Below are 18,308 nucleotides of genomic sequence, written 5' to 3'. Positions count from 1 at the left end.
GAAGTTTCTGATTATTTTTTATTCTGGGTTCTAATTTACTTGTCATTTATCCTTTTCCTACAATATAATAAGTGAATGCAAAAGATTTAGGAGGAAACATATGAAAAAGAACAAATTTTTAATGTATCTGTTTTTCATGTTGGTAGGGATTCTAACATTGGGATTTGCTTCAACTAATGAAGCAGCAGAAAAAACTTATAAAATTGGAACAGATTTAACTTTTGCTCCATTTGAATTCCAAGATAGTTCTGGTGAATACGTCGGAGTTGATGTTGATCTAATAAATGAAATTGCCAAAGAAGAAGGCTTCAAAATAGATTTGCGACCACTTGGATTCGATTCATCCATCCAAGGCGTGCAATCAAATCAGTTAGACGGCATGATTGCTGGCATGAGCGTGACGAAAGAACGAGAAAAAACTTTTGATTTCTCTGATTCTTATTTTGATGGCGGTATTCAGATGGCTATTCAAGCTAGCGACAATGAAATTAGTTCTTATGATGATTTGTCAGGAAAAACTGTCGCAGCTAAAGTAGGAACTCAAAGTGCTAGCTTTTTAGAAGAAAACCAAGATAAATATGGCTACTCAATCAAAAATTATGATGCTGCTGATGCTATGTATAATGCCCTTAACAATAATAACGTGCAAGCGATTTTTGATGATTATCCAGTCTTAGGCTATGCGATAACAAGCGGCCAAGATTTTAAATTAGTTGGCGACCAACAAGAAAGTAATCCTTACGCCTTTGCGGTAAAAAAAGGTGAAAATAGTGAACTTTTGAAAAAATTCAATGCCGGACTTAAAAAATTAAAAGCCAGTGGAAAATATGATGAAATTTTAAATGAATATATTTCAACTGGATCAGATAATGCTACAACTACCTCTAGTTCGGTTTCTGAAATGAAAAAAATCACACCATTAAAGGATAGCTACACAGTTGTCAGTGACTCAGCCTTTGCGCCTTTTGAGTATGAAGACGCTGACGGTGTTTATAAAGGAATCGACGTTGATTTATTAACGCGGATTGCTGAATTGCAAGGATTTACTTTAGATATGAAATATATCGGCTTCTCAGCGGCATTGCAATCCTTAGATTCTGGTCAAGGCGACGGCATGATTGCTGGTATGACCATGACGGATGAAAGAAAAGCAAATTATGATTTTTCTGATTCGTATTTTGATAGCGGTATTCAGCTTGCTGTAGCTGAAGATAACGATGATATAAAAAGCTATGATGATCTGGCTGGAAAAACTGTCGGTGCAAAAGTGGGTACGGAAAGTTCTGACTGGTTACAAAGTCATGCTAAAGAATATGATTTTGACGTCAAAAACTTTGATACTGCCGATCAATTATATGATGCAGTTAAAGTTGGTTCAATTGATGCTATGATGGATGATTATCCTGTTATCGGTTATGCCATTAATCAAGGACAAGCCTTGAAAACGCCAATTGAACGAGAATCTGGCGGACAATACGGTTTTGCCGTTAAAAAAGGGAGTAACCCAGAATTAATCGAAATGTTTAACGAAGGCTTGAAAGAATTAAAACAAACCGGAGAATATGATGAGATTGTCAATACCTATATCGGTAATGAAAGCTCATCAGAAAATAGTAATGCTGACAGTGTAGACGAATCTACCATTTGGGGTCTAATCAAAAATAATTATCCTGCCTTATTAGAAGGATTATGGAATACCATTGTTTTAGCTTTGGTTTCATTTGCTTTAGCTTTAATTCTCGGAGTGATTTTTGGTTTGTTCCGAGTATCTCCAATCGGCTGGTTAAGAACAATTGCTGGAATCTATATTGATATCATCCGTGGGATTCCAATGATGGTATTAGCCTTCTTCATTTTCTTTGGCTTGCCTGGAATGACTGGTATTACCATTCCCGATTTTGCAGCAGGAATAATTACCTTAACCCTGAATGCCAGTGCTTATATCGCCGAAATTGTTCGCGGCGGGATTAACGCTGTACCAGTTGGTCAAATGGAAGCCTCCCGTAGTCTAGGGTTAGGCTATAATAAAACGATGCAAAAAATTGTCTTACCTCAAGCAGTCAAAATTATGATTCCTTCTTTTATTAATCAATTTGTTATTAGTTTGAAGGATACAACAATTATCTCGGCCATTGGGGTAGTGGAATTACTACAAACTGGTAAAATTATCGTGGCACGAACGACGCAAAGTTCTTATGTCTACCTAATTATTGCTATTATGTATTTGGTCTTAATCACGATTTTAACAAAACTTGCTAATCGCTTAGATAAGAAGGTGAAATAATGAGTGAAAAAATAGTTGTAAAAAATCTCGTCAAAAAATTTGGCGACAATACCGTTTTAGATGATTTAAATTTAACCATTAAAGAAGGCGAAGTGGTTTGTATTATCGGCCCTTCTGGCTCAGGAAAAAGTACATTTCTTCGTTGTTTAAATCGCTTAGAAGATCCAACTTCTGGGCAAATTTTAGTAGATGGTCAAGATTTAACTTCAAAAGAAACCAATATTAATGCTGTCCGCCAACACATCGGAATGGTGTTTCAACATTTTAATTTGTTTCCTCATCTATCTGTTTTACAAAATATTACTTTGGCACCAATGGATTTAAAAGGCACTTCAAAAGCAGATGCTGACAGACGAGGTGAAGAATTGTTGGCACAAGTTGGACTAGCTGAGAAAAAAGATGTTTATCCTGATAGTTTGTCCGGTGGTCAAAAACAACGTGTAGCGATTGCCCGAGCGTTAGCTATGAATCCTGATATCATGCTGTTTGATGAACCTACTTCTGCTTTGGATCCGGAGATGGTTGGAGATGTACTACAAGTTATGAAAGATTTAGCCTTGCAAGGGATGACAATGGCTATCGTAACCCACGAAATGGGCTTTGCAAAAGAAGTTGCCGATCGAGTTATTTTCACAGACGGTGGTAAAATTTTAGAAGACGGTACTCCAGAACAAGTCTTCGGCAATCCTCATAACGAACGAACCAAAGATTTCTTGAATAAAGTTTTAAATGTATAAAGTAAAAGTACGCCGAGTAAACTCGACGTGCTTTTTTTCATATAAAAAAAAAGAGTACTGCATCTCTGCAATACTCCTTCACTATCAAATTAAGCTTCGATTTCTGAAACAATACCAGAACCAACTGTACGTCCACCTTCACGAATAGAGAAAGTTGTACCTTGTTCAATGGCAACTGGGTGAATCAAATCAACTTCGATTGTCACGTTATCGCCAGGCATTACCATTTCAATTCCTTCTGGAAGCATAATATTACCAGTAACATCAGTTGTCCGGAAGTAAAATTGAGGACGGTAATTATTGAAGAATGGTGTATGACGTCCACCTTCTTCTTTACTCAATACATAAACTTCAGCTTTAAACTTAGTATGTGGTGTAATTGAACCAGGTTTAGCAATAACTTGTCCACGCTCGATTTCATCACGTGTAATACCACGTAATAAGATACCTACGTTGTCCCCTGCTTCACCATAATCTAAAGTTTTACGGAACATTTCTAAACCAGTTACAATTGCTTTTTGAGTTTCTGGTTTAATTCCGACGATTTCAATTTCATCGCCGACAGATACTTTACCACGGTCGATACGACCAGAAGCAACAGTACCACGACCAGTAATTGAGAACACGTCTTCCACAGGTAGTAATAATGGTTTATCAGTGTCACGTTCTGGAGTTGGAATATATTCATCAACAGTATCCATTAATTCCATGATTACTGCTTCTTGTTCAGGATCGCCTTCTAAAGCTTTTAAAGCAGAACCTTTAAGAACAGGAATATCATCACCTGGGAAACCATATTCAGATAATAGTTCACGAACTTCCATTTCAACTAAGTCGATTAATTCTTCGTCATCTACTAAGTCAACTTTGTTTAAGAAGACGATTAAGTATTTAACACCCACTTGGCGTGATAATAAGATATGTTCACGTGTTTGTGGCATAGGACCATCAGTTGCAGATACAACTAGGATTGCGCCATCCATTTGGGCAGCACCAGTAATCATGTTTTTAACATAGTCCGCGTGTCCTGGTGCATCGATATGTGCATAGTGACGTTTTTCAGTTTCATATTCAACATGGGCTGTATTAATAGTAATCCCACGTTCTCTTTCTTCTGGTGCTGCATCAATACTTGCATAGTCTTGAGGATTTGCTAATCCTTTTTTACCTAATACTGTTGTAATTGCTGCTGTTAGTGTTGTTTTACCATGGTCAACGTGTCCAATTGTACCGATGTTAACGTGTGGTTTACTTCTATCATAATGTGCTTTTGCCATAATAATACAGACCTCCTAAGAATTTTAAAAAGTTCTCTCAAACTTCACGGATTCATTATAAATCTTTTTTTTAAAAATGAAAAGATTTACACTCCTTACTTTTTGTAAGAACTATAAACACATAATACATCAAAAATGGTCAAAGTCAAGCAATTGCATCAAAAAATTGCATTGGACGAAATTGACTTTTTAAGTAATAATGAAAATAAAGTATGAAAAGGAGAAAAACATGAAATCATTTCAAGAAAAACTAGCTGAAATTCCTATACATATTAAACAAAGTTTTAGTGTTGGTTTTGTTTATTTCGTTGTTGCTGGAAAATATCAACACTTTCCAGCTCGCCAGTGGTCTGAAAAGCAAATATTAGATTATTTTAAAAACCGATACGATGAACTAGGAGAAATTATTCCTCATGACTCAGATTTACTAAAAGAATTAAAGTTACCGAATCATCCCGAAGTTTTTATCGTGATTCCCTATAGAAAGGACAAAAATAATTGACTCTATTAAAAGTTGAAAATATTTCTTATCGTCTATCAAATGATAAAATCATCTTAAGTGATATAAATTTAAACGTTGATACACAAGATTTTATTACGATCACCGGACCTTCTGGCGGCGGTAAAAGTACCTTATTAAAAATAATTGCTTCATTAGTAACACCAACTGTTGGAAAAATATATCTTGAAGAACAATTACAAACCGATTATCTTTATACCGACTATCGTAAAGAAGTTTCCTATTGTTTCCAACAACCTACATTGTTTGGAGAAACTGTTGGCGACAATCTCCGCTTTCCTTTTGAAGTTCGTAATTTACCTTTTAATCAAAAAGCTGCCGTGGAGAAGTTAAAAGCTGTCGCTTTACCCGCGTCTTATTTAGATAAAAAAATTACTGAACTCTCTGGCGGTGAAAAACAACGAGTTGCTCTAATTCGCAATATATTATTTTCGCCAAAACTGTTACTACTGGACGAAGTAACAACCGGTTTGGATGAAGACAGTAAAAAAATTGTCCATCAACTGATTGATCAACTGCAACAAACTGGGGTCACCATTATCCAAGTGACCCACGACGAAACAGAAATTTACCAAGCAAAAAAAGTGCTTTGGATTAAAGGAGGAAAATTAGCTTATGAACCTAGCCGTGGATAATACATCATTATTTATCGCTTTTGCCCTCGTATTAATTGCTGTATTCATTAGTATGCGAGAAAAACTCGATCTATCAAAAGATATTCTTTTCAGCATCACACGAGCTATTATTCAATTAGTCATTGTTGGCTTTGTTCTTAAATATATTTTCCAAGTTGACAATACCATACTGACATCCCTAATGAGCTTATTTATTGTCCTAAATGCTTCGTGGAATGCCCATAGAAGAAATCCGAATCAGCATAAGAAGTTTTTCCATTCTTTGTTAGCGATTTTTGTTAGTACTTATGTGACCTTGGGTGTTTTATTATTGGCAGGCGCGATTAATTTTATTCCTTCACAAATTGTTCCGATAACTGGGATGATCGCTAGTAATTCAATGATTGCTATTGGTTTATGTTATCGCAATATGCAGGCAAAATTCCAAGATCAACGACAACAAATTTTAGAAAAACTGGCTCTAGGAGCAACCATCAAACAGTCCTCTCAAGATATTTTGAGACATAGCATTAAAACTGCTATGCAGCCTACGATTGATTCTGCCAAAACTGTTGGCTTGGTTAGCCTACCTGGAATGATGTCTGGTTTAATTTTCGCTGGTGTAGATCCCGTGCATGCGATTAAATACCAAATCATGGTTACTTTTATGCTACTTTCAACAACCAGCTTAGGTTCCATTATTGCTGGTTATACAGCTTACACCCATTATTACAATCACAATCATCAATTAAGGGATTAAAAAAATTGCCAGAAGTGACGCGAAGACGTCCTTTCTGGCATTTTTTTAGACTAACAAGCTATACAACATTTTATTTTGACTTAAATCAATGTACTGAGGATCAAATTTTTTCAAATTAGTCAGTAACTTATCTAAATCAGCTGCATTTTGTAATAAAATTCCTAACAAAACTGGACCAGTTCCACGATTGATTTTTTTAGTATATTCAAAACGTGTAATGTCATCTTCAGGGCCTAGAACCGATTGAACAAATTCCTTAGTTGCACCAGGTCTTTGAGGGAAATTCACTACAAAATAATGTTTTAATCCCTCATAAACAAGTGACCGCTCATCAATCTCAGCCATCCGATTAATATCATTGTTTCCACCACTGATGACACAGATAACCGTCTTCCCTTTAATTTCTTCTTTCAACAGCTCCAAAGCTGCTACACTTAAAGCTCCTGCTGGTTCGGCAACAATTGCTTGTTTTCCATATAGTGATAAAATAGTCGAACATACTAAACCTTCATCAACAGCGACTAATTGATCGACTTGTTTTTTTGCATGCTGATAAGTCTGCTGACCAACTTTTTTGACTGCTGCGCCATCGACAAATTTTTCAATTTCAGATAATTCAATTGGTTCACCTTGATCAAAAGCTGCTTGCATAGAAGCTGCCCCAGCAGGTTCCACTCCAATAATTTTTGTAGAAGGTTCGGTATTTTTTACATAAGATGAAACACCACTGATTAATCCTCCGCCACCAATCGCACAGACGACATAATCAGGTTTGAAGCCTTCTTGCAACGCATCTGTCATCATTTCTAAAGCCAAAGTACCTTGACCAGCAATAATTGCCTGATCATCGAAAGGATCAATAAAAGTTTTTCCATTTTCTTCGGTAAATTGTCTTGCAGCTGTAGCAGCTGCATCAAAAGTATCCCCTACTAGGTGGATCGTTACGTCATCCCCACCAAAGAAGCGAACTTGTCCTACCTTTTGTTGAGGTGTAGTGACTGGCATAAAAATATCAGCTTGAGCTTTCAATTCGTGACAAGTAAAGGCCACCCCTTGAGCATGGTTTCCAGCACTAGCACAAACAACTCCTTTCGCTAAATCTTCGGCAGAAAGTCGTTTGATTGCATAATAAGCACCACGTAATTTAAAAGATCGAACTTTTTGTAAATCTTCCCTTTTTAGTAAAACATTGGCTTGATATTTTTCTGATAAATATCGGTCATGTTGCAATGGCGTTCGTGTTACAGCCTGTTTAATTGTTTGAAAGGCTTCACGAACATCTTGATCAGTTACTAAATCCAAAAGCTTCACCTCTAATCTTTTTGAGTAACAAACGGCATCATTTTTCTTAGCTCACTACCAACGGCCTCAATTTGATGTCCAGCATTTTTTTCACGCATTGCTTCAAATTCTTTAAAACCATTTTTATTATCATCGATAAAGCCTTTAGCAAATTTACCGTTTTGGATATCTGTTAAGACAGCTTTCATGTTTTCTTTCGTCGCATCAGTAATTACCCGCGGACCTGAAACATAATCTCCGTATTCAGCAGTGTTAGAGATGGAATGACGCATTTTTTTGAAGCCACCTTCATAAATTAAATCAACAATCAATTTCATTTCATGACAAACTTCAAAGTAAGCCAATTCAGGCTGATACCCTGCTTCAACTAATGTTTCAAATCCAGCTTCTATCATAGAGGTTAAACCACCACACAGAACTGCTTGTTCTCCAAATAAATCTGTTTCAGTTTCTTCTTTAAAGGTTGTTTCTAACACACCAACTCTGGTTGCACCAATTCCCTTAGCATAAGACAAAGCTAATTCAGTTGCTTTTCCAGTAGCATCTTGATAAACCGCAAACAAAGCTGGTACCGCAAATCCTTCTGTAAAAGTACGACGCACTAAATGTCCAGGACCTTTTGGTGCAACTAAAAAGACATCCACATCTTTAGGCGGCGTAATAACTTCAAAATGGATATTAAATCCATGGGCAAAAGCTAGTGCATCACCGGCAGTTAAATTTGGTGCAATCTCATTTTCATATAATCCACCTTGAACTTCATCAGGAGCTAAGATCATCACAACATTTGCTTGTTTTGTTGCTTCAGCAACATTAGCTACTTTAAAACCATCATTACGTGCTGCTTCCGCCGATTTTCCTTCTCTAACAGCAACCACCACGTCATGACCATTATCCCGTAAGTTTTGCGCGTGAGCGTGACCTTGCGAGCCATACCCCACAATTGCTACTGTTTTTCCTGTTAATACATCTTCTGTTACTGCCTCATCATAATAAACTTTTACCATCTACGATTCCTCCATTTTTTGCTTAATATCTATTAAAAGCACTGCTGCTGTTAACCACGTCTAAATCCAGTAATTCCTGTTCTTGCTAATTTTTTAATGCCATAAGGTTGAAGTACTTCAATGCAAGCATTGACTTTTTCTGCCGATCCGGCTACTTGGACGACAATCGTTTTTAATGCCACATCGACAACATCAGCTCGAAAAGGTTCAATTACGGCCTGTACTTCTGAGCGCTGAGTGGCGGGAGCATTAACTTTAATCAATGCCAATTCCCGTTCTAAGTGGGGCTCATCAGTGATATCCGAAACTTTTAAGACTGGAATTTGTTTGTTTAATTGTTTGGTTACTTGCTCAATTTCTGCCAAGTCATCCGCTTGGACTACAAAAGTCATTTGGGAAAAATTTTTTCGTTCAGTTTTACCAACTGAGATACTGTCGATATTGACTTGCCGTCGATTTAATACGCCCGTCATTCTACCTAGTACACCAGACTCATCTTGAACAATTGCTGTAATCATTCTGCGCATTTATTCAACTCCCAACATTTGATCATTTGGTTGACCTGCTGGAACCATTGGTAAAACATGTTCACGATTATCCACTAAAACTTCAATTAAAGCAGGACCTTCACAAGAAAATGCTTCCTGCAATTGTTCCATCAAATTTTCTGGTTCAGTAATTTTGAAGCTTGCTAAATCATAGGCCTCAGCAATTTTGCAGAAGTTTGGTTGATGAGTAAACTCTGATCGTGAACGTCTTTCATTAAAGAAACGTTCTTGCCACTGACGAACCATTCCTAACGAACGATTGTTTAGTAAAACAAATTTAATAGATAAATTATTTTCCACTAAGATCGCCATTTCTTGATTGGTCATTTGAAAGCCACCATCACCTACAAAAACGATCACTTCTTTTTCAGGATGAGCTATTTTCGCACCAATACCTGCTGGAATACCATAACCCATCGTGCCAAGTCCACCACTAGTGATCAATTGTCGCGGGAAATTAAAAGGATAGAATTGGGCTGTCCACATTTGATGCTGACCAACATCGGTGGCGACATAGGCCTGACCATTGGTTATTTCACCTACTAATTCAATCACTTGCTGTGGCTTAATCGATGTTTGACTTAGTTGATAATGATAAGGATGAGCTATTTTATTTGCCAACGTTTTCTCTAACCAAGCTTCCTGTTTTGGCTGATTCATTTCATACGTTAACATTTCTTTTAAAGCTTCTTTAGCGTCAGCCACAATCGGAATATCTACGGCAATAACCTTTCCGATTTCACCAGGATCAATATTAACTTGAGCAATTTTTGCATGAGGGGCAAAATTTTCAGCTGAAGTTGCCAAACGATCATCAAAGCGACTGCCGATATTAATTAACAAGTCAGCTTCCATTAAAGCCATATTAGCTGCATAAGTTCCATGCATACCGCCCATTCCTAGAAATAATTCATGTTTGCTGGGTAGAATCCCTAAACCTAATAAAGTCGCCACCGTGGGTAATTGATATTTCTCAACAAACTGTAAGAATTCTGCTTGTGCCTCAGCGGCTGTTACCCCAGCGCCAACTAAGACAACCGGTTTTTTTGCTTTTTCCAACTGGTTCATCAAACGAGTCAACTGCAATTTAGAAGGCTGCGTATTTGGTTGGTAGCTTTCTAAAAAAACAACATTGTCTTTACTTGGATCACATTTAGCTACTGTCATATCTTTTGGTAAATCAATTACTACCGGTCCTTTTCGACCAGTCGTAGCCACATGAAAGGCTTCATTGACAATTCTAGGGATATCTTCAACTTTTCTCACTTGATAATTGTGTTTGGTAATTGGTAATGTGATGCCTAAAATGTCTGCTTCTTGAAAAGCATCTTTACCAATTCCCGGAGTTCCAACTTGTCCCGTTATGACAACTAAAGGCAACGAATCACTCATAGCATCTGCAATTCCAGTCACTACATTCGTAGCTCCTGGACCACTTGTCACTAATACGACTCCAGGTTTTCCAGTGGCTTTTGCATACCCTTCAGCTGCATGAACAGCACCTTGCTCGTGACGAGTTAAGATATTGGGAATTTTTTCATCATACAAAGTATCATATAAAGGTAATACCGCACCGCCCGGATAACCGAAAATCATTTCTACATTTTGCTTTATTAAAGTATCAATTAAAATCTCTGCACCATTTTGTTTAGCTTCTGGCATGAAAGCTGGATCAATTTTTTCCATTAGCAATCCTCCTACTCTGGTAATTTCATAATGCCGCCTGTATGGGCTGAAGTAACTAAAGCTGAATAACGACCCAGCCAACCAGTCTTCACTTTAGGTACAAATTTTTGTTGCTGGTCTTTTCGTTTGGCTAAAACCTCATCACTCACGTTTAAATTTAAATGACGATTTGTTAAATCAATCGTGATTTCATCTCCATCTTCCACTAAAGCAATCGGACCACCGCTAGCAGCTTCTGGTGAAATATGTCCTACAGCAATTCCACGTGTCGCCCCAGAAAACCGACCGTCTGTAATTAGTGCAACATCTTTTCCTAAACCACGTCCCACAATACTTGACGTTGGCGCCAACATTTCCGGCATTCCCGGACCACCTTTTGGTCCTTCATAGCGAATAACCACCACATGACCAGCTTTAACTGTATGGTCATCAATTGCTGCTACTGCATCATCATGAGAATCAAAACAAATCGCTTCTCCAGTAAAAGTTTTAATGCTGGCATCAACACCACCAACTTTAATTACACTGCCTTCTGGTGCCAAATTACCATATAATATTGATAAACCACCAACCGGACTATACGGATTTTCTTTTGGATGAATGACTTCAGGATTTTGAATTGTCCTTTTAGCAACATTTTCTCGTAATGTTTTTCCTGAAACAGTGATTCGATCCGGATGAATCGCGCCATCAATATCAACCAATTCATGAATAATAGCTGAAACACCACCTGCTTCGTGAACATCATGCATTGAGTAAGCAGAAGATGGAGCAATTTTAGATAAATAAGGAACTTTTTCCGCGATACTATTAACTGCTTCTAGGTCATAATCAATTTCAGCTTCATTGGCAATTGCTAACGTATGAAGAACGGTATTTGTAGAGCCACCCATTGCCATATCCAAAGCAAACGCATCGTCAATTGCCTCTTTTGTTACAATATCTCTCGGTTTGATTTGTTTTTTAACTAAATCCATTAAATGAACAGCTGATTCTTTGACTAATTCTTTGCGTTCTTCCGAGACTGCCAAAATAGTGCCATTTCCAGGTAAAGCAAGACCTAACATTTCTAACAAACAATTCATAGAGTTTGCTGTAAACATTCCGGCACAAGAACCACAAGTCGGACAAGCGTTTTGCTCCATAAATAAAAAGTCTTTTTCATTCATTTTGCCATCTTTAAAGGCACCCACTGCTTCAAACATTGAAGATAAAGTAGTTTGATGGCCAGTCGGATCTACTCCAGCTTTCATGGGACCACCTGAGCAAAAAATTGAAGGCACATTGGTTCTCATAGCTGCCATAATCATTCCAGGAGTTATTTTGTCACAATTAGGAATATAAAAAACGCCATCAAACCAGTGAGCATTAATTACCGTTTCAGCAGAATCTGCAATTAACTCTCGGCTAGGTAGCGAATACCGCATACCAATATGTCCCATCGCTATGCCATCATCCACACCAATCGTATTAAACTCAAAAGGAATCCCACCAGCTTCTCGAATCGCTTCTTTGGCAACATCAGCCAATTCTCTTAAATGGACATGACCAGGAACAATATCAATATAAGAATTACAAATAGCAATAAATGGTTTATTCATCTCCTCGATATTTTTCACTTGACCCGTTGCATAAAGTAAACTTCTAGCTGGTGCTGCATCAATACCTTTTTTAATTTTATCGCTTCTCATCATTCCATCTCCTTCAACAAAAAAAGCATCCCAGATAATAACTGGGATGCTTTTGCAAGAATCCCGATTCTACACGAATAGGACTCAAACAATTCGGAAAACTTCTCCTGAATGTTCTAAGTCCTGCACCTAATTAATAAGACGATTAAAAATTCTCTATTAAGTCTACGCATTGAAATCGGCTCCTTTTTTTAAATAATTGATTTTTTATACTATACCTTTACTAAAATTAAAAGTCAATGAGTTTTTATTTACAAAAACCTTTTTTTCTAATTGTAAGCTAATCAAAACCTCATCCGCTTTCATTCTATCCTCCAATTATCTAAAATTTAAATAATGAATAGTAAAAAAAAAATGTACTAATAGATAATCGCGCTCTTTTACATTGCAAAAATATACGGTAATTTCAAGATAATTGATAATTAAGATGGATTAATCCACAAGAAATTTTTTTGCAAAAAATTCTAATATTGAATAAAAAAAGACCCCAACAAAAGTTGAGTCTAACGATGAGTTTATATTAATAAATATCAAATCCATTAAAATCTATATATAAAAAGCCTACTCCAAATTAATTTTTAATTACTCGTAATAAGCTTCTTTTTTTATTCCTGGATAGATTCTAATTTCAAAATTACATCAATAGTTTGGTTAAATTATCAATACCTTTACTTAGTTTTATTTAAGATTTTTTTCAATAAAAAAAGACTCAACAAAAAATTGAGTCTAGAGGGCGAACGATGGGAATCGAACCCACGAGTGCCGGAGCCACAATCCGGTGCGTTAACCACTTCGCCACGATCGCCATGGCATCATTTAAATAATTCAAAGAAAAAAATAAGATATATTGATATCACATCTTCGTCAATACCAGCGGGCGAGTCGAACCGGCACACTCGTGAGGGAACTGAATTTTGAGCTGTTCAATAAATCCAATTTGAACCCCTTATAGCCGAAAAAGATGCATATATCAATATTTTTAACCAGTTTTGATTGGTTTGTTTAATCTGTTATCGAAGACTTCTAGAAAACCATCATAAAACACTGTTTTTAAATATTTTTTTAACAGGCATGATAGCTATTTATGTGGTGTAAATAGTTATTTTATATGCCTTCTAGATTATCAACTATATTAGAATAGCATTTCTCCTAGTAATTGTCTACAACAAATCCCTAATTTATCGCATATTTAGCTTAGATGTTTGACTACTTCCTATAATTTCCCAATCAGCAAGCAAAGTTTCTATTATTAAGGCATGAATTAAGGTAGATACTCTGAAATTGACATTAAAAGCCACTGAAAGTTGAAGTTAACTATACATAAATACACCATAGATAGTTCAGCTAATTACCATCGTAATTTTTGCTCTAAGATGGGCTAATGCTTATTGGTAATTCCAAATTCAACTAATTATTTCATCAATTAAATTATTGTGACTAACCATTTTATTAAACACAGAAGACTTTTTAAAATGATGAATTAGGTTCCTTTAGAAACGCTAACTCTTCTGGTGTTGAAGAACGATTCAGTACAGCATTCCTATGAGGATATCGTCCAAAGCGTTCAATAATATCGCGGTGGCGTTTTTCAAAATCTAGATTGTTTTCCATGCCAGGTTCTGAGAATAGTGTCAATGCTTGCTGATGAATAGCTAGCGATTCAGAATGCATAAATGGCATATAAACAAACGATCTCTCCTCCACAGTCAACTCGTTTAACTCATCTTTGCCAATTGCTTCTTGGGCTAAGACTAAAGCCATACCATCATAAGCAAAAGATCGAGGATCATCACGGAATAGATTACGGGAAAATTGATCCAAAACCAAAATCTCAGCCAATCTTCCTTGAATAGTATCCCTCCAGAAAGCTTTCTCTCCTTGAGACACCTGTTTGTGTAAAGCTCCAAAACGTTCATTAATTGTTTGATCAAAAACCTCATCTTTTTTAAACCATTGCTCTGTTGTTGACTCTGTAAACCAAAAATCCAATACTGTTTGACTCTCCATCGTTGTTTCCTCCTTTTGAAATAAATATCACTGCTCATTAACTACGAATAATCAATGTGAATAAAACAATTATCCTGTACTTGTACTTACCTTCTATGTAAACTCTTAAAGTTTTACTCCCTAGCATAAATCCTTTAAAGAAACCACATAGCTTATACGAATATATTCTTCCATACTTCAAGATACACCGAATCACTATAAAGTTAACTATTAAAGAAAAATTTTCAAATAATTATTGATCTACTTTATCTTATTTAATAATTTCACGAAATCTTTATGATGGTTTTTATTGCCTAATACTTTGCTTGAGACATTAAACTGAACCACATTGTCCTTCAAATCAGTAATTGAAATACTGTACAGTAGAAAATTTTTCTTAATGATAAAATCAGCAATGTCATCTCGATAGATAACTGAGACATTATCCACTAATTTACCCAATTGATTGACAGGTAATATTTTAATATCCTTTTCACTAATGGCTAACCACGCGCCTTGAACTATATAATTGTCCAAATTCAAATAATTCATTCGTACATATAATGGCTGGGTTGTTTTCAAAGTTACATATATTATTAACTCTTCTCCACTATAAATCTCTAACTCTTTTAAGAAAGAGATAATTTCATCATGTTGAACTATTAATCCCATGCTAACCTCTTTATCACTTTAGTTAATAACTATTAATAGAATAACAAATATATTTGATAGTAACAAATCAAGCATTTGAAACCCCAGTTCTATCACAATTCACTTTAATGGATCATTAATTACATTAAATGGATCACTTATTTAAAATATAATTCTTCTTAGTAGATGATTCTCAAAATATTATCAACCTTATTCTGGACAATTACATAGAGTGATTGACAGTTTTATTTAACTTCAACAACAAATTAAAATCTTAACCTTACACTCTGATTTAATAAATCATCTTCCTTACTTAACTCCATATTATAATGGCAGAAACGAAGTTAACACTTCTGAAATAATTTCATACAAATTTTTAAAACTAAATACCTTTTTTAGATTTCAACTACGCCAAGATTTTTCAGCTTATCAAAATGAACATGAAACTCCAACTTTGAAATTTCATCAATTTCTCAATGAAACATTCCTCACACTCACATACTTTTTTTCTGAATCCTACCAAAACCTGGGAAAAAAATTATGCCTCCCAAACAGAGTAATCATTCAGTGGTTAATGTCCATTTACGGCAACCATGAGAATAGCGATTTATGAAGACACTAAAAAGCGATGGATTATTCCATCCACCACTGAGTATTATGTTAATTCATCAAACAATTCTATCGAGGCCGATAGGATTTCTAGCAAAACCTATTATGTTTACTAATCATTATGTGGACTTAGTGTTAATAAAGGATTTTATAACTTATTTAATCAGAATTATATAAACTACTATTTAGTGATTCGTAAAAACCTCAGTCAGCATACTAATTACAAAAGTAAGAATACCTCCAGCAAGTACAAATCCTAATATAATAAGAATTTTAGCTCTAATATCCTTTTTTTGATTTCGTTGCAGCCTTATTTCATCCAAATTACTGTGTCCTTCAGTGAAAGAAATAATTTCTTTATACGTTTTTATATCGTATTTCTTTTTAGTTTTCTCAATTCTAAATGCAAATATCATAGCAATTCCCCATAGAGTGACGAAAGGAATAAATCCCCACCAAGAAAAAATTGACATACTAGGCACCCCTATAATTAATGCTAAAACCAAGAAAAGCAACATTTTTTTACTATCTTGATCCATTCTTTTGCTCGCAATGGTATCTTTCATAGTATCCACGTCTCCTTTAACTAATTCATCTAGTGAGATATCAAAAAGAATACTTAAGGCAACTAAATTATGAATATCTGGATAGCTTTTATCATTCTCCCATTTTGAAATAGTTTGTCGAGTAACAAAAATTTTTTCAGCCAGCACTTCTTGAGAAAACTTGTTTATTTCCCGATATTTTTTTAATTGTTTACTAAAGTTCATTTTGTCCTCCTAATGATTTTAGATTAACGTGAAAGCATACTTTTGTCTGTCTATTAATAGTTCCAACGAGTTATATTTAAGTGTACACGTTTGTTTACAGTCATTCAATCGAGGTTTTTAATTCTAATAATGAAATTTCTGTACTTAAGCCAGTTCCTTAACTAGAAAAAAGAATTATATTTATAGTATTAATCATCTCGTAGATGATTAGTCTTATATTTAATGTTTTGTAACTCTTCTTTTAATTGACCGAAAGATAGGCAATCAATTACGTAAAACAAATCGTTTATTCCAAGCTAATCTTTCTTCACAGATTTCTCACATGTTTATAGTTAATTCTCTCTCGACAATCCATGAACCAAACACTATAGAGGCAAGCTTAAAGAGCTAATGAACCAACTTTCAGCTCAGGTCAACTTAGATTGACTGATTTTAGACATTGACAAACAGATCCTGAGCTTAATTTAACCTTACATAAAGTGGCTAACAAATTCTAAAGACAAACTATAGATTTTAAGCACTGGAATATCTGAACAGTTCAATGCATTTTTAACTTTGTTTGAGACAAAGGAAAATATAATTAAAAAACACTTAGGTCATTCTTCTAGTACAATCAACTATGACGTGTATAGTCACCTTTATCTAACAAGTTAAAAAAATGCCGATCATCTGGAAAAATTTATGTAATAGGTAAAACAAAATAAATATCCTCAGCTAACCAGATAAAATCGGTCAAACTGATGATATATTATTTTGGGAAATATAGAAACAATTGGAAATTAAGTTGATTTTCAGCAAAAAAATTAGCTTTAATTCAAATGTAGTAAGTTCTAAAAACAACCCATATACTTAATATCTATTTTGAAGCATCCCCCAAAAGTATCCAATATAGATGATTCCACATAGAAAAATTTTGACCGATCCATCTTGCAAAATGTTTATAGGCAAAACAAAAGACCTACTCATTAGATATCAAATGAGTAGGTCTTTTTATACCGGCGGCCGGGGTCGAACCGGCACGCCCGTGAGGGCACTGGATTTTGAGTCCAGCGCGTCTGCCAATTCCGCCACGCCGGCATGTAATAAAATTAGTACTAAGGCGGTAACCGGATTTGAACCGGTGATGAAGGTTTTGCAGACCTCTGCCTTACCACTTGGCTATACCGCCATTATACTATTAATATCTGCAAAATAAAACAGATAACTGGGGTAGCTGGATTCGAACCAACGCATGAGGGAGTCAAAGTCCCTTGCCTTACCGCTTGGCTATACCCCAATAAAGAGGGCGAACGATGGGAATCGAACCCACGAGTGCCGGAGCCACAATCCGGTGCGTTAACCACTTCGCCACGATCGCCATAATAATAAAAAACAGGGGCAGCAGGAATTGAACCCACACTAACGGTTTTGGAGACCGCTGTTCTACCTTTAAACTATGCCCCTAAATGGAGGAGAGTGGATTCGAACCACTGAACCCTAAGGAACGGATTTACAGTCCGTCGCGTTTAGCCACTTCGCTACTCCTCCATGGTGGCGCGGGACAGAATCGAACTGCCGACACACGGAGCTTCAATCCGTTGCTCTACCAACTGAGCTACCGCGCCAAAAAATATTAATACGGTCCCGACGGGATTTGAACCCGCGATCTCCTGCGTGACAGGCAGGCATGTTAACCCCTACACCACGGAACCGAATGGAGGTTAACGGGTTCGAACCGCTGACCCTCTGCTTGTAAGGCAGATGCTCTCCCAGCTGAGCTAAACCTCCAAATGTTACTTTAAAACAAAAAATGACCCGTACGGGACTCGAACCCGTGTTACCGCCGTGAAAGGGCGGTGTCTTAACCGCTTGACCAACGGGCCATAA

At 36.1% G+C, this 18,308-nt stretch carries 14 protein-coding genes and 11 tRNA genes; 5 read left to right on the top strand and 20 right to left on the bottom strand.

Features of this window, described 5'->3' with window-relative positions; translation table 11 throughout:
- Window positions 1-100 precede the first annotated feature (100 nt).
- Both ACVWNY_RS05815 and ACVWNY_RS05810 read left to right on the top strand, forming a co-directional pair.
- The gene (locus ACVWNY_RS05815) at window positions 101-2,284 is read left to right on the top strand and encodes an amino acid ABC transporter substrate-binding protein/permease (RefSeq protein WP_218325419.1); all 2,184 of its coding nucleotides are present in this window, start codon (window positions 101-103) and stop codon (window positions 2,282-2,284) included.
- Window positions 2,284-3,021: an amino acid ABC transporter ATP-binding protein gene (locus ACVWNY_RS05810; RefSeq protein WP_218325420.1), complete on the top strand. Its 738-nt coding sequence runs from the start codon at window positions 2,284-2,286 to the stop codon at window positions 3,019-3,021. The genes ACVWNY_RS05815 and ACVWNY_RS05810 overlap by 1 nt, the downstream gene beginning before the upstream one ends.
- Window positions 3,022-3,110: 89 nt before the next feature.
- Here the strand turns inward: ACVWNY_RS05810 and tuf are convergent, their stop codons facing one another.
- Window positions 3,111-4,298: an elongation factor Tu gene (gene tuf, locus ACVWNY_RS05805; RefSeq protein WP_218325421.1), complete on the bottom strand. Its 1,188-nt coding sequence runs from the start codon at window positions 4,296-4,298 to the stop codon at window positions 3,111-3,113.
- Window positions 4,299-4,527: 229 nt separating this feature from the next.
- On the opposite strand from tuf, the gene ACVWNY_RS05800 reads away from it, so the two are divergent.
- Genes ACVWNY_RS05800 through ACVWNY_RS05790 form a run of 3 tightly spaced genes read left to right on the top strand, consistent with a single transcriptional unit; the run spans window position 4,528 to window position 6,192 of the window.
- A complete protein-coding gene (locus ACVWNY_RS05800) occupies window positions 4,528-4,800 on the top strand; it encodes a hypothetical protein (RefSeq protein WP_218325422.1) in 273 nt (90 codons plus the stop codon).
- Complete coding sequence (locus tag ACVWNY_RS05795; protein ID WP_218325423.1) at window positions 4,797-5,453, top strand: ABC transporter ATP-binding protein; 657 nt, start codon at window positions 4,797-4,799, stop codon at window positions 5,451-5,453. The genes ACVWNY_RS05800 and ACVWNY_RS05795 overlap by 4 nt, the downstream gene beginning before the upstream one ends.
- The gene (locus tag ACVWNY_RS05790) at window positions 5,434-6,192 is read left to right on the top strand and encodes an ABC transporter permease (protein WP_218325424.1); all 759 of its coding nucleotides are present in this window, start codon (window positions 5,434-5,436) and stop codon (window positions 6,190-6,192) included. The genes ACVWNY_RS05795 and ACVWNY_RS05790 overlap by 20 nt, the downstream gene beginning before the upstream one ends.
- 45 nt (window positions 6,193-6,237) lie before the next feature.
- On the opposite strand, the gene ilvA is transcribed toward ACVWNY_RS05790, so the two are convergent.
- The 19 genes from ilvA to ACVWNY_RS05695 all read right to left on the bottom strand — a co-directional run bounded on the left by ilvA (window position 6,238) and on the right by ACVWNY_RS05695 (window position 18,304).
- A complete protein-coding gene (gene ilvA / locus ACVWNY_RS05785) occupies window positions 6,238-7,494 on the bottom strand; it encodes a threonine ammonia-lyase IlvA (protein ID WP_218325425.1) in 1,257 nt (418 codons plus the stop codon).
- Window positions 7,495-7,505: 11 nt separating this feature from the next.
- Window positions 7,506-8,501, bottom strand: a complete 996-nt coding sequence (gene ilvC / locus ACVWNY_RS05780; RefSeq protein ID WP_218325426.1) for a ketol-acid reductoisomerase — start codon at window positions 8,499-8,501, stop codon at window positions 7,506-7,508.
- Between the two features lie 50 nt (window positions 8,502-8,551).
- Window positions 8,552-9,028, bottom strand: coding sequence for an acetolactate synthase small subunit (gene ilvN, locus ACVWNY_RS05775; protein WP_218325427.1), 477 nt, complete (start codon window positions 9,026-9,028; stop codon window positions 8,552-8,554).
- Complete coding sequence (ilvB, locus tag ACVWNY_RS05770; RefSeq protein ID WP_246601410.1) at window positions 9,029-10,735, bottom strand: biosynthetic-type acetolactate synthase large subunit; 1,707 nt, start codon at window positions 10,733-10,735, stop codon at window positions 9,029-9,031.
- 11 nt (window positions 10,736-10,746) lie between these two features.
- Window positions 10,747-12,426 carry a dihydroxy-acid dehydratase gene (gene ilvD, locus ACVWNY_RS05765; protein ID WP_218325461.1) on the bottom strand — a complete coding sequence of 560 codons (1,680 nt, stop codon included), beginning with the start codon at window positions 12,424-12,426 and terminating at the stop codon, window positions 10,747-10,749.
- Window positions 12,427-13,158: 732 nt separating this feature from the next.
- Window positions 13,159-13,231, bottom strand: a tRNA-His gene (locus ACVWNY_RS05760).
- Between the two features lie 662 nt (window positions 13,232-13,893).
- Complete coding sequence (locus ACVWNY_RS05755; RefSeq protein ID WP_218325428.1) at window positions 13,894-14,433, bottom strand: DUF924 family protein; 540 nt, start codon at window positions 14,431-14,433, stop codon at window positions 13,894-13,896.
- A 240-nt stretch (window positions 14,434-14,673) separates the two neighbouring features.
- Window positions 14,674-15,084 (bottom strand): hypothetical protein, encoded by a 411-nt coding sequence (locus ACVWNY_RS05750; protein WP_218325429.1) that lies wholly within the window; start codon window positions 15,082-15,084, stop codon window positions 14,674-14,676.
- A gap of 773 nt (window positions 15,085-15,857) precedes the next feature.
- Window positions 15,858-16,442, bottom strand: coding sequence for a helix-turn-helix domain-containing protein (locus tag ACVWNY_RS05745; protein WP_218325430.1), 585 nt, complete (start codon window positions 16,440-16,442; stop codon window positions 15,858-15,860).
- Between the two features lie 993 nt (window positions 16,443-17,435).
- A tRNA-Leu gene (locus tag ACVWNY_RS05740) sits at window positions 17,436-17,519 on the bottom strand.
- A 20-nt stretch (window positions 17,520-17,539) separates the two neighbouring features.
- Window positions 17,540-17,610: transfer RNA gene (locus ACVWNY_RS05735), tRNA-Cys, on the bottom strand.
- Between the two features lie 36 nt (window positions 17,611-17,646).
- A tRNA-Gln gene (locus ACVWNY_RS05730) sits at window positions 17,647-17,718 on the bottom strand.
- Window positions 17,719-17,726: 8 nt separating this feature from the next.
- A tRNA-His gene (locus ACVWNY_RS05725) sits at window positions 17,727-17,799 on the bottom strand.
- Between the two features lie 15 nt (window positions 17,800-17,814).
- Window positions 17,815-17,885, bottom strand: a tRNA-Trp gene (locus tag ACVWNY_RS05720).
- 3 nt (window positions 17,886-17,888) lie between these two features.
- Window positions 17,889-17,969, bottom strand: a tRNA-Tyr gene (locus ACVWNY_RS05715).
- A gap of 1 nt (window position 17,970) precedes the next feature.
- Window positions 17,971-18,046, bottom strand: a tRNA-Phe gene (locus ACVWNY_RS05710).
- Between the two features lie 14 nt (window positions 18,047-18,060).
- Window positions 18,061-18,133, bottom strand: a tRNA-Asp gene (locus tag ACVWNY_RS05705).
- A 3-nt stretch (window positions 18,134-18,136) separates the two neighbouring features.
- Window positions 18,137-18,209: transfer RNA gene (locus tag ACVWNY_RS05700), tRNA-Val, on the bottom strand.
- 23 nt (window positions 18,210-18,232) lie between these two features.
- Window positions 18,233-18,304: transfer RNA gene (locus ACVWNY_RS05695), tRNA-Glu, on the bottom strand.
- Window positions 18,305-18,308 lie beyond the last annotated feature (4 nt).

Source organism: Enterococcus sp. JNUCC 77 (assembly GCF_054819945.1).
This window is presented reverse-complemented; position numbering and strand designations above follow the sequence as displayed.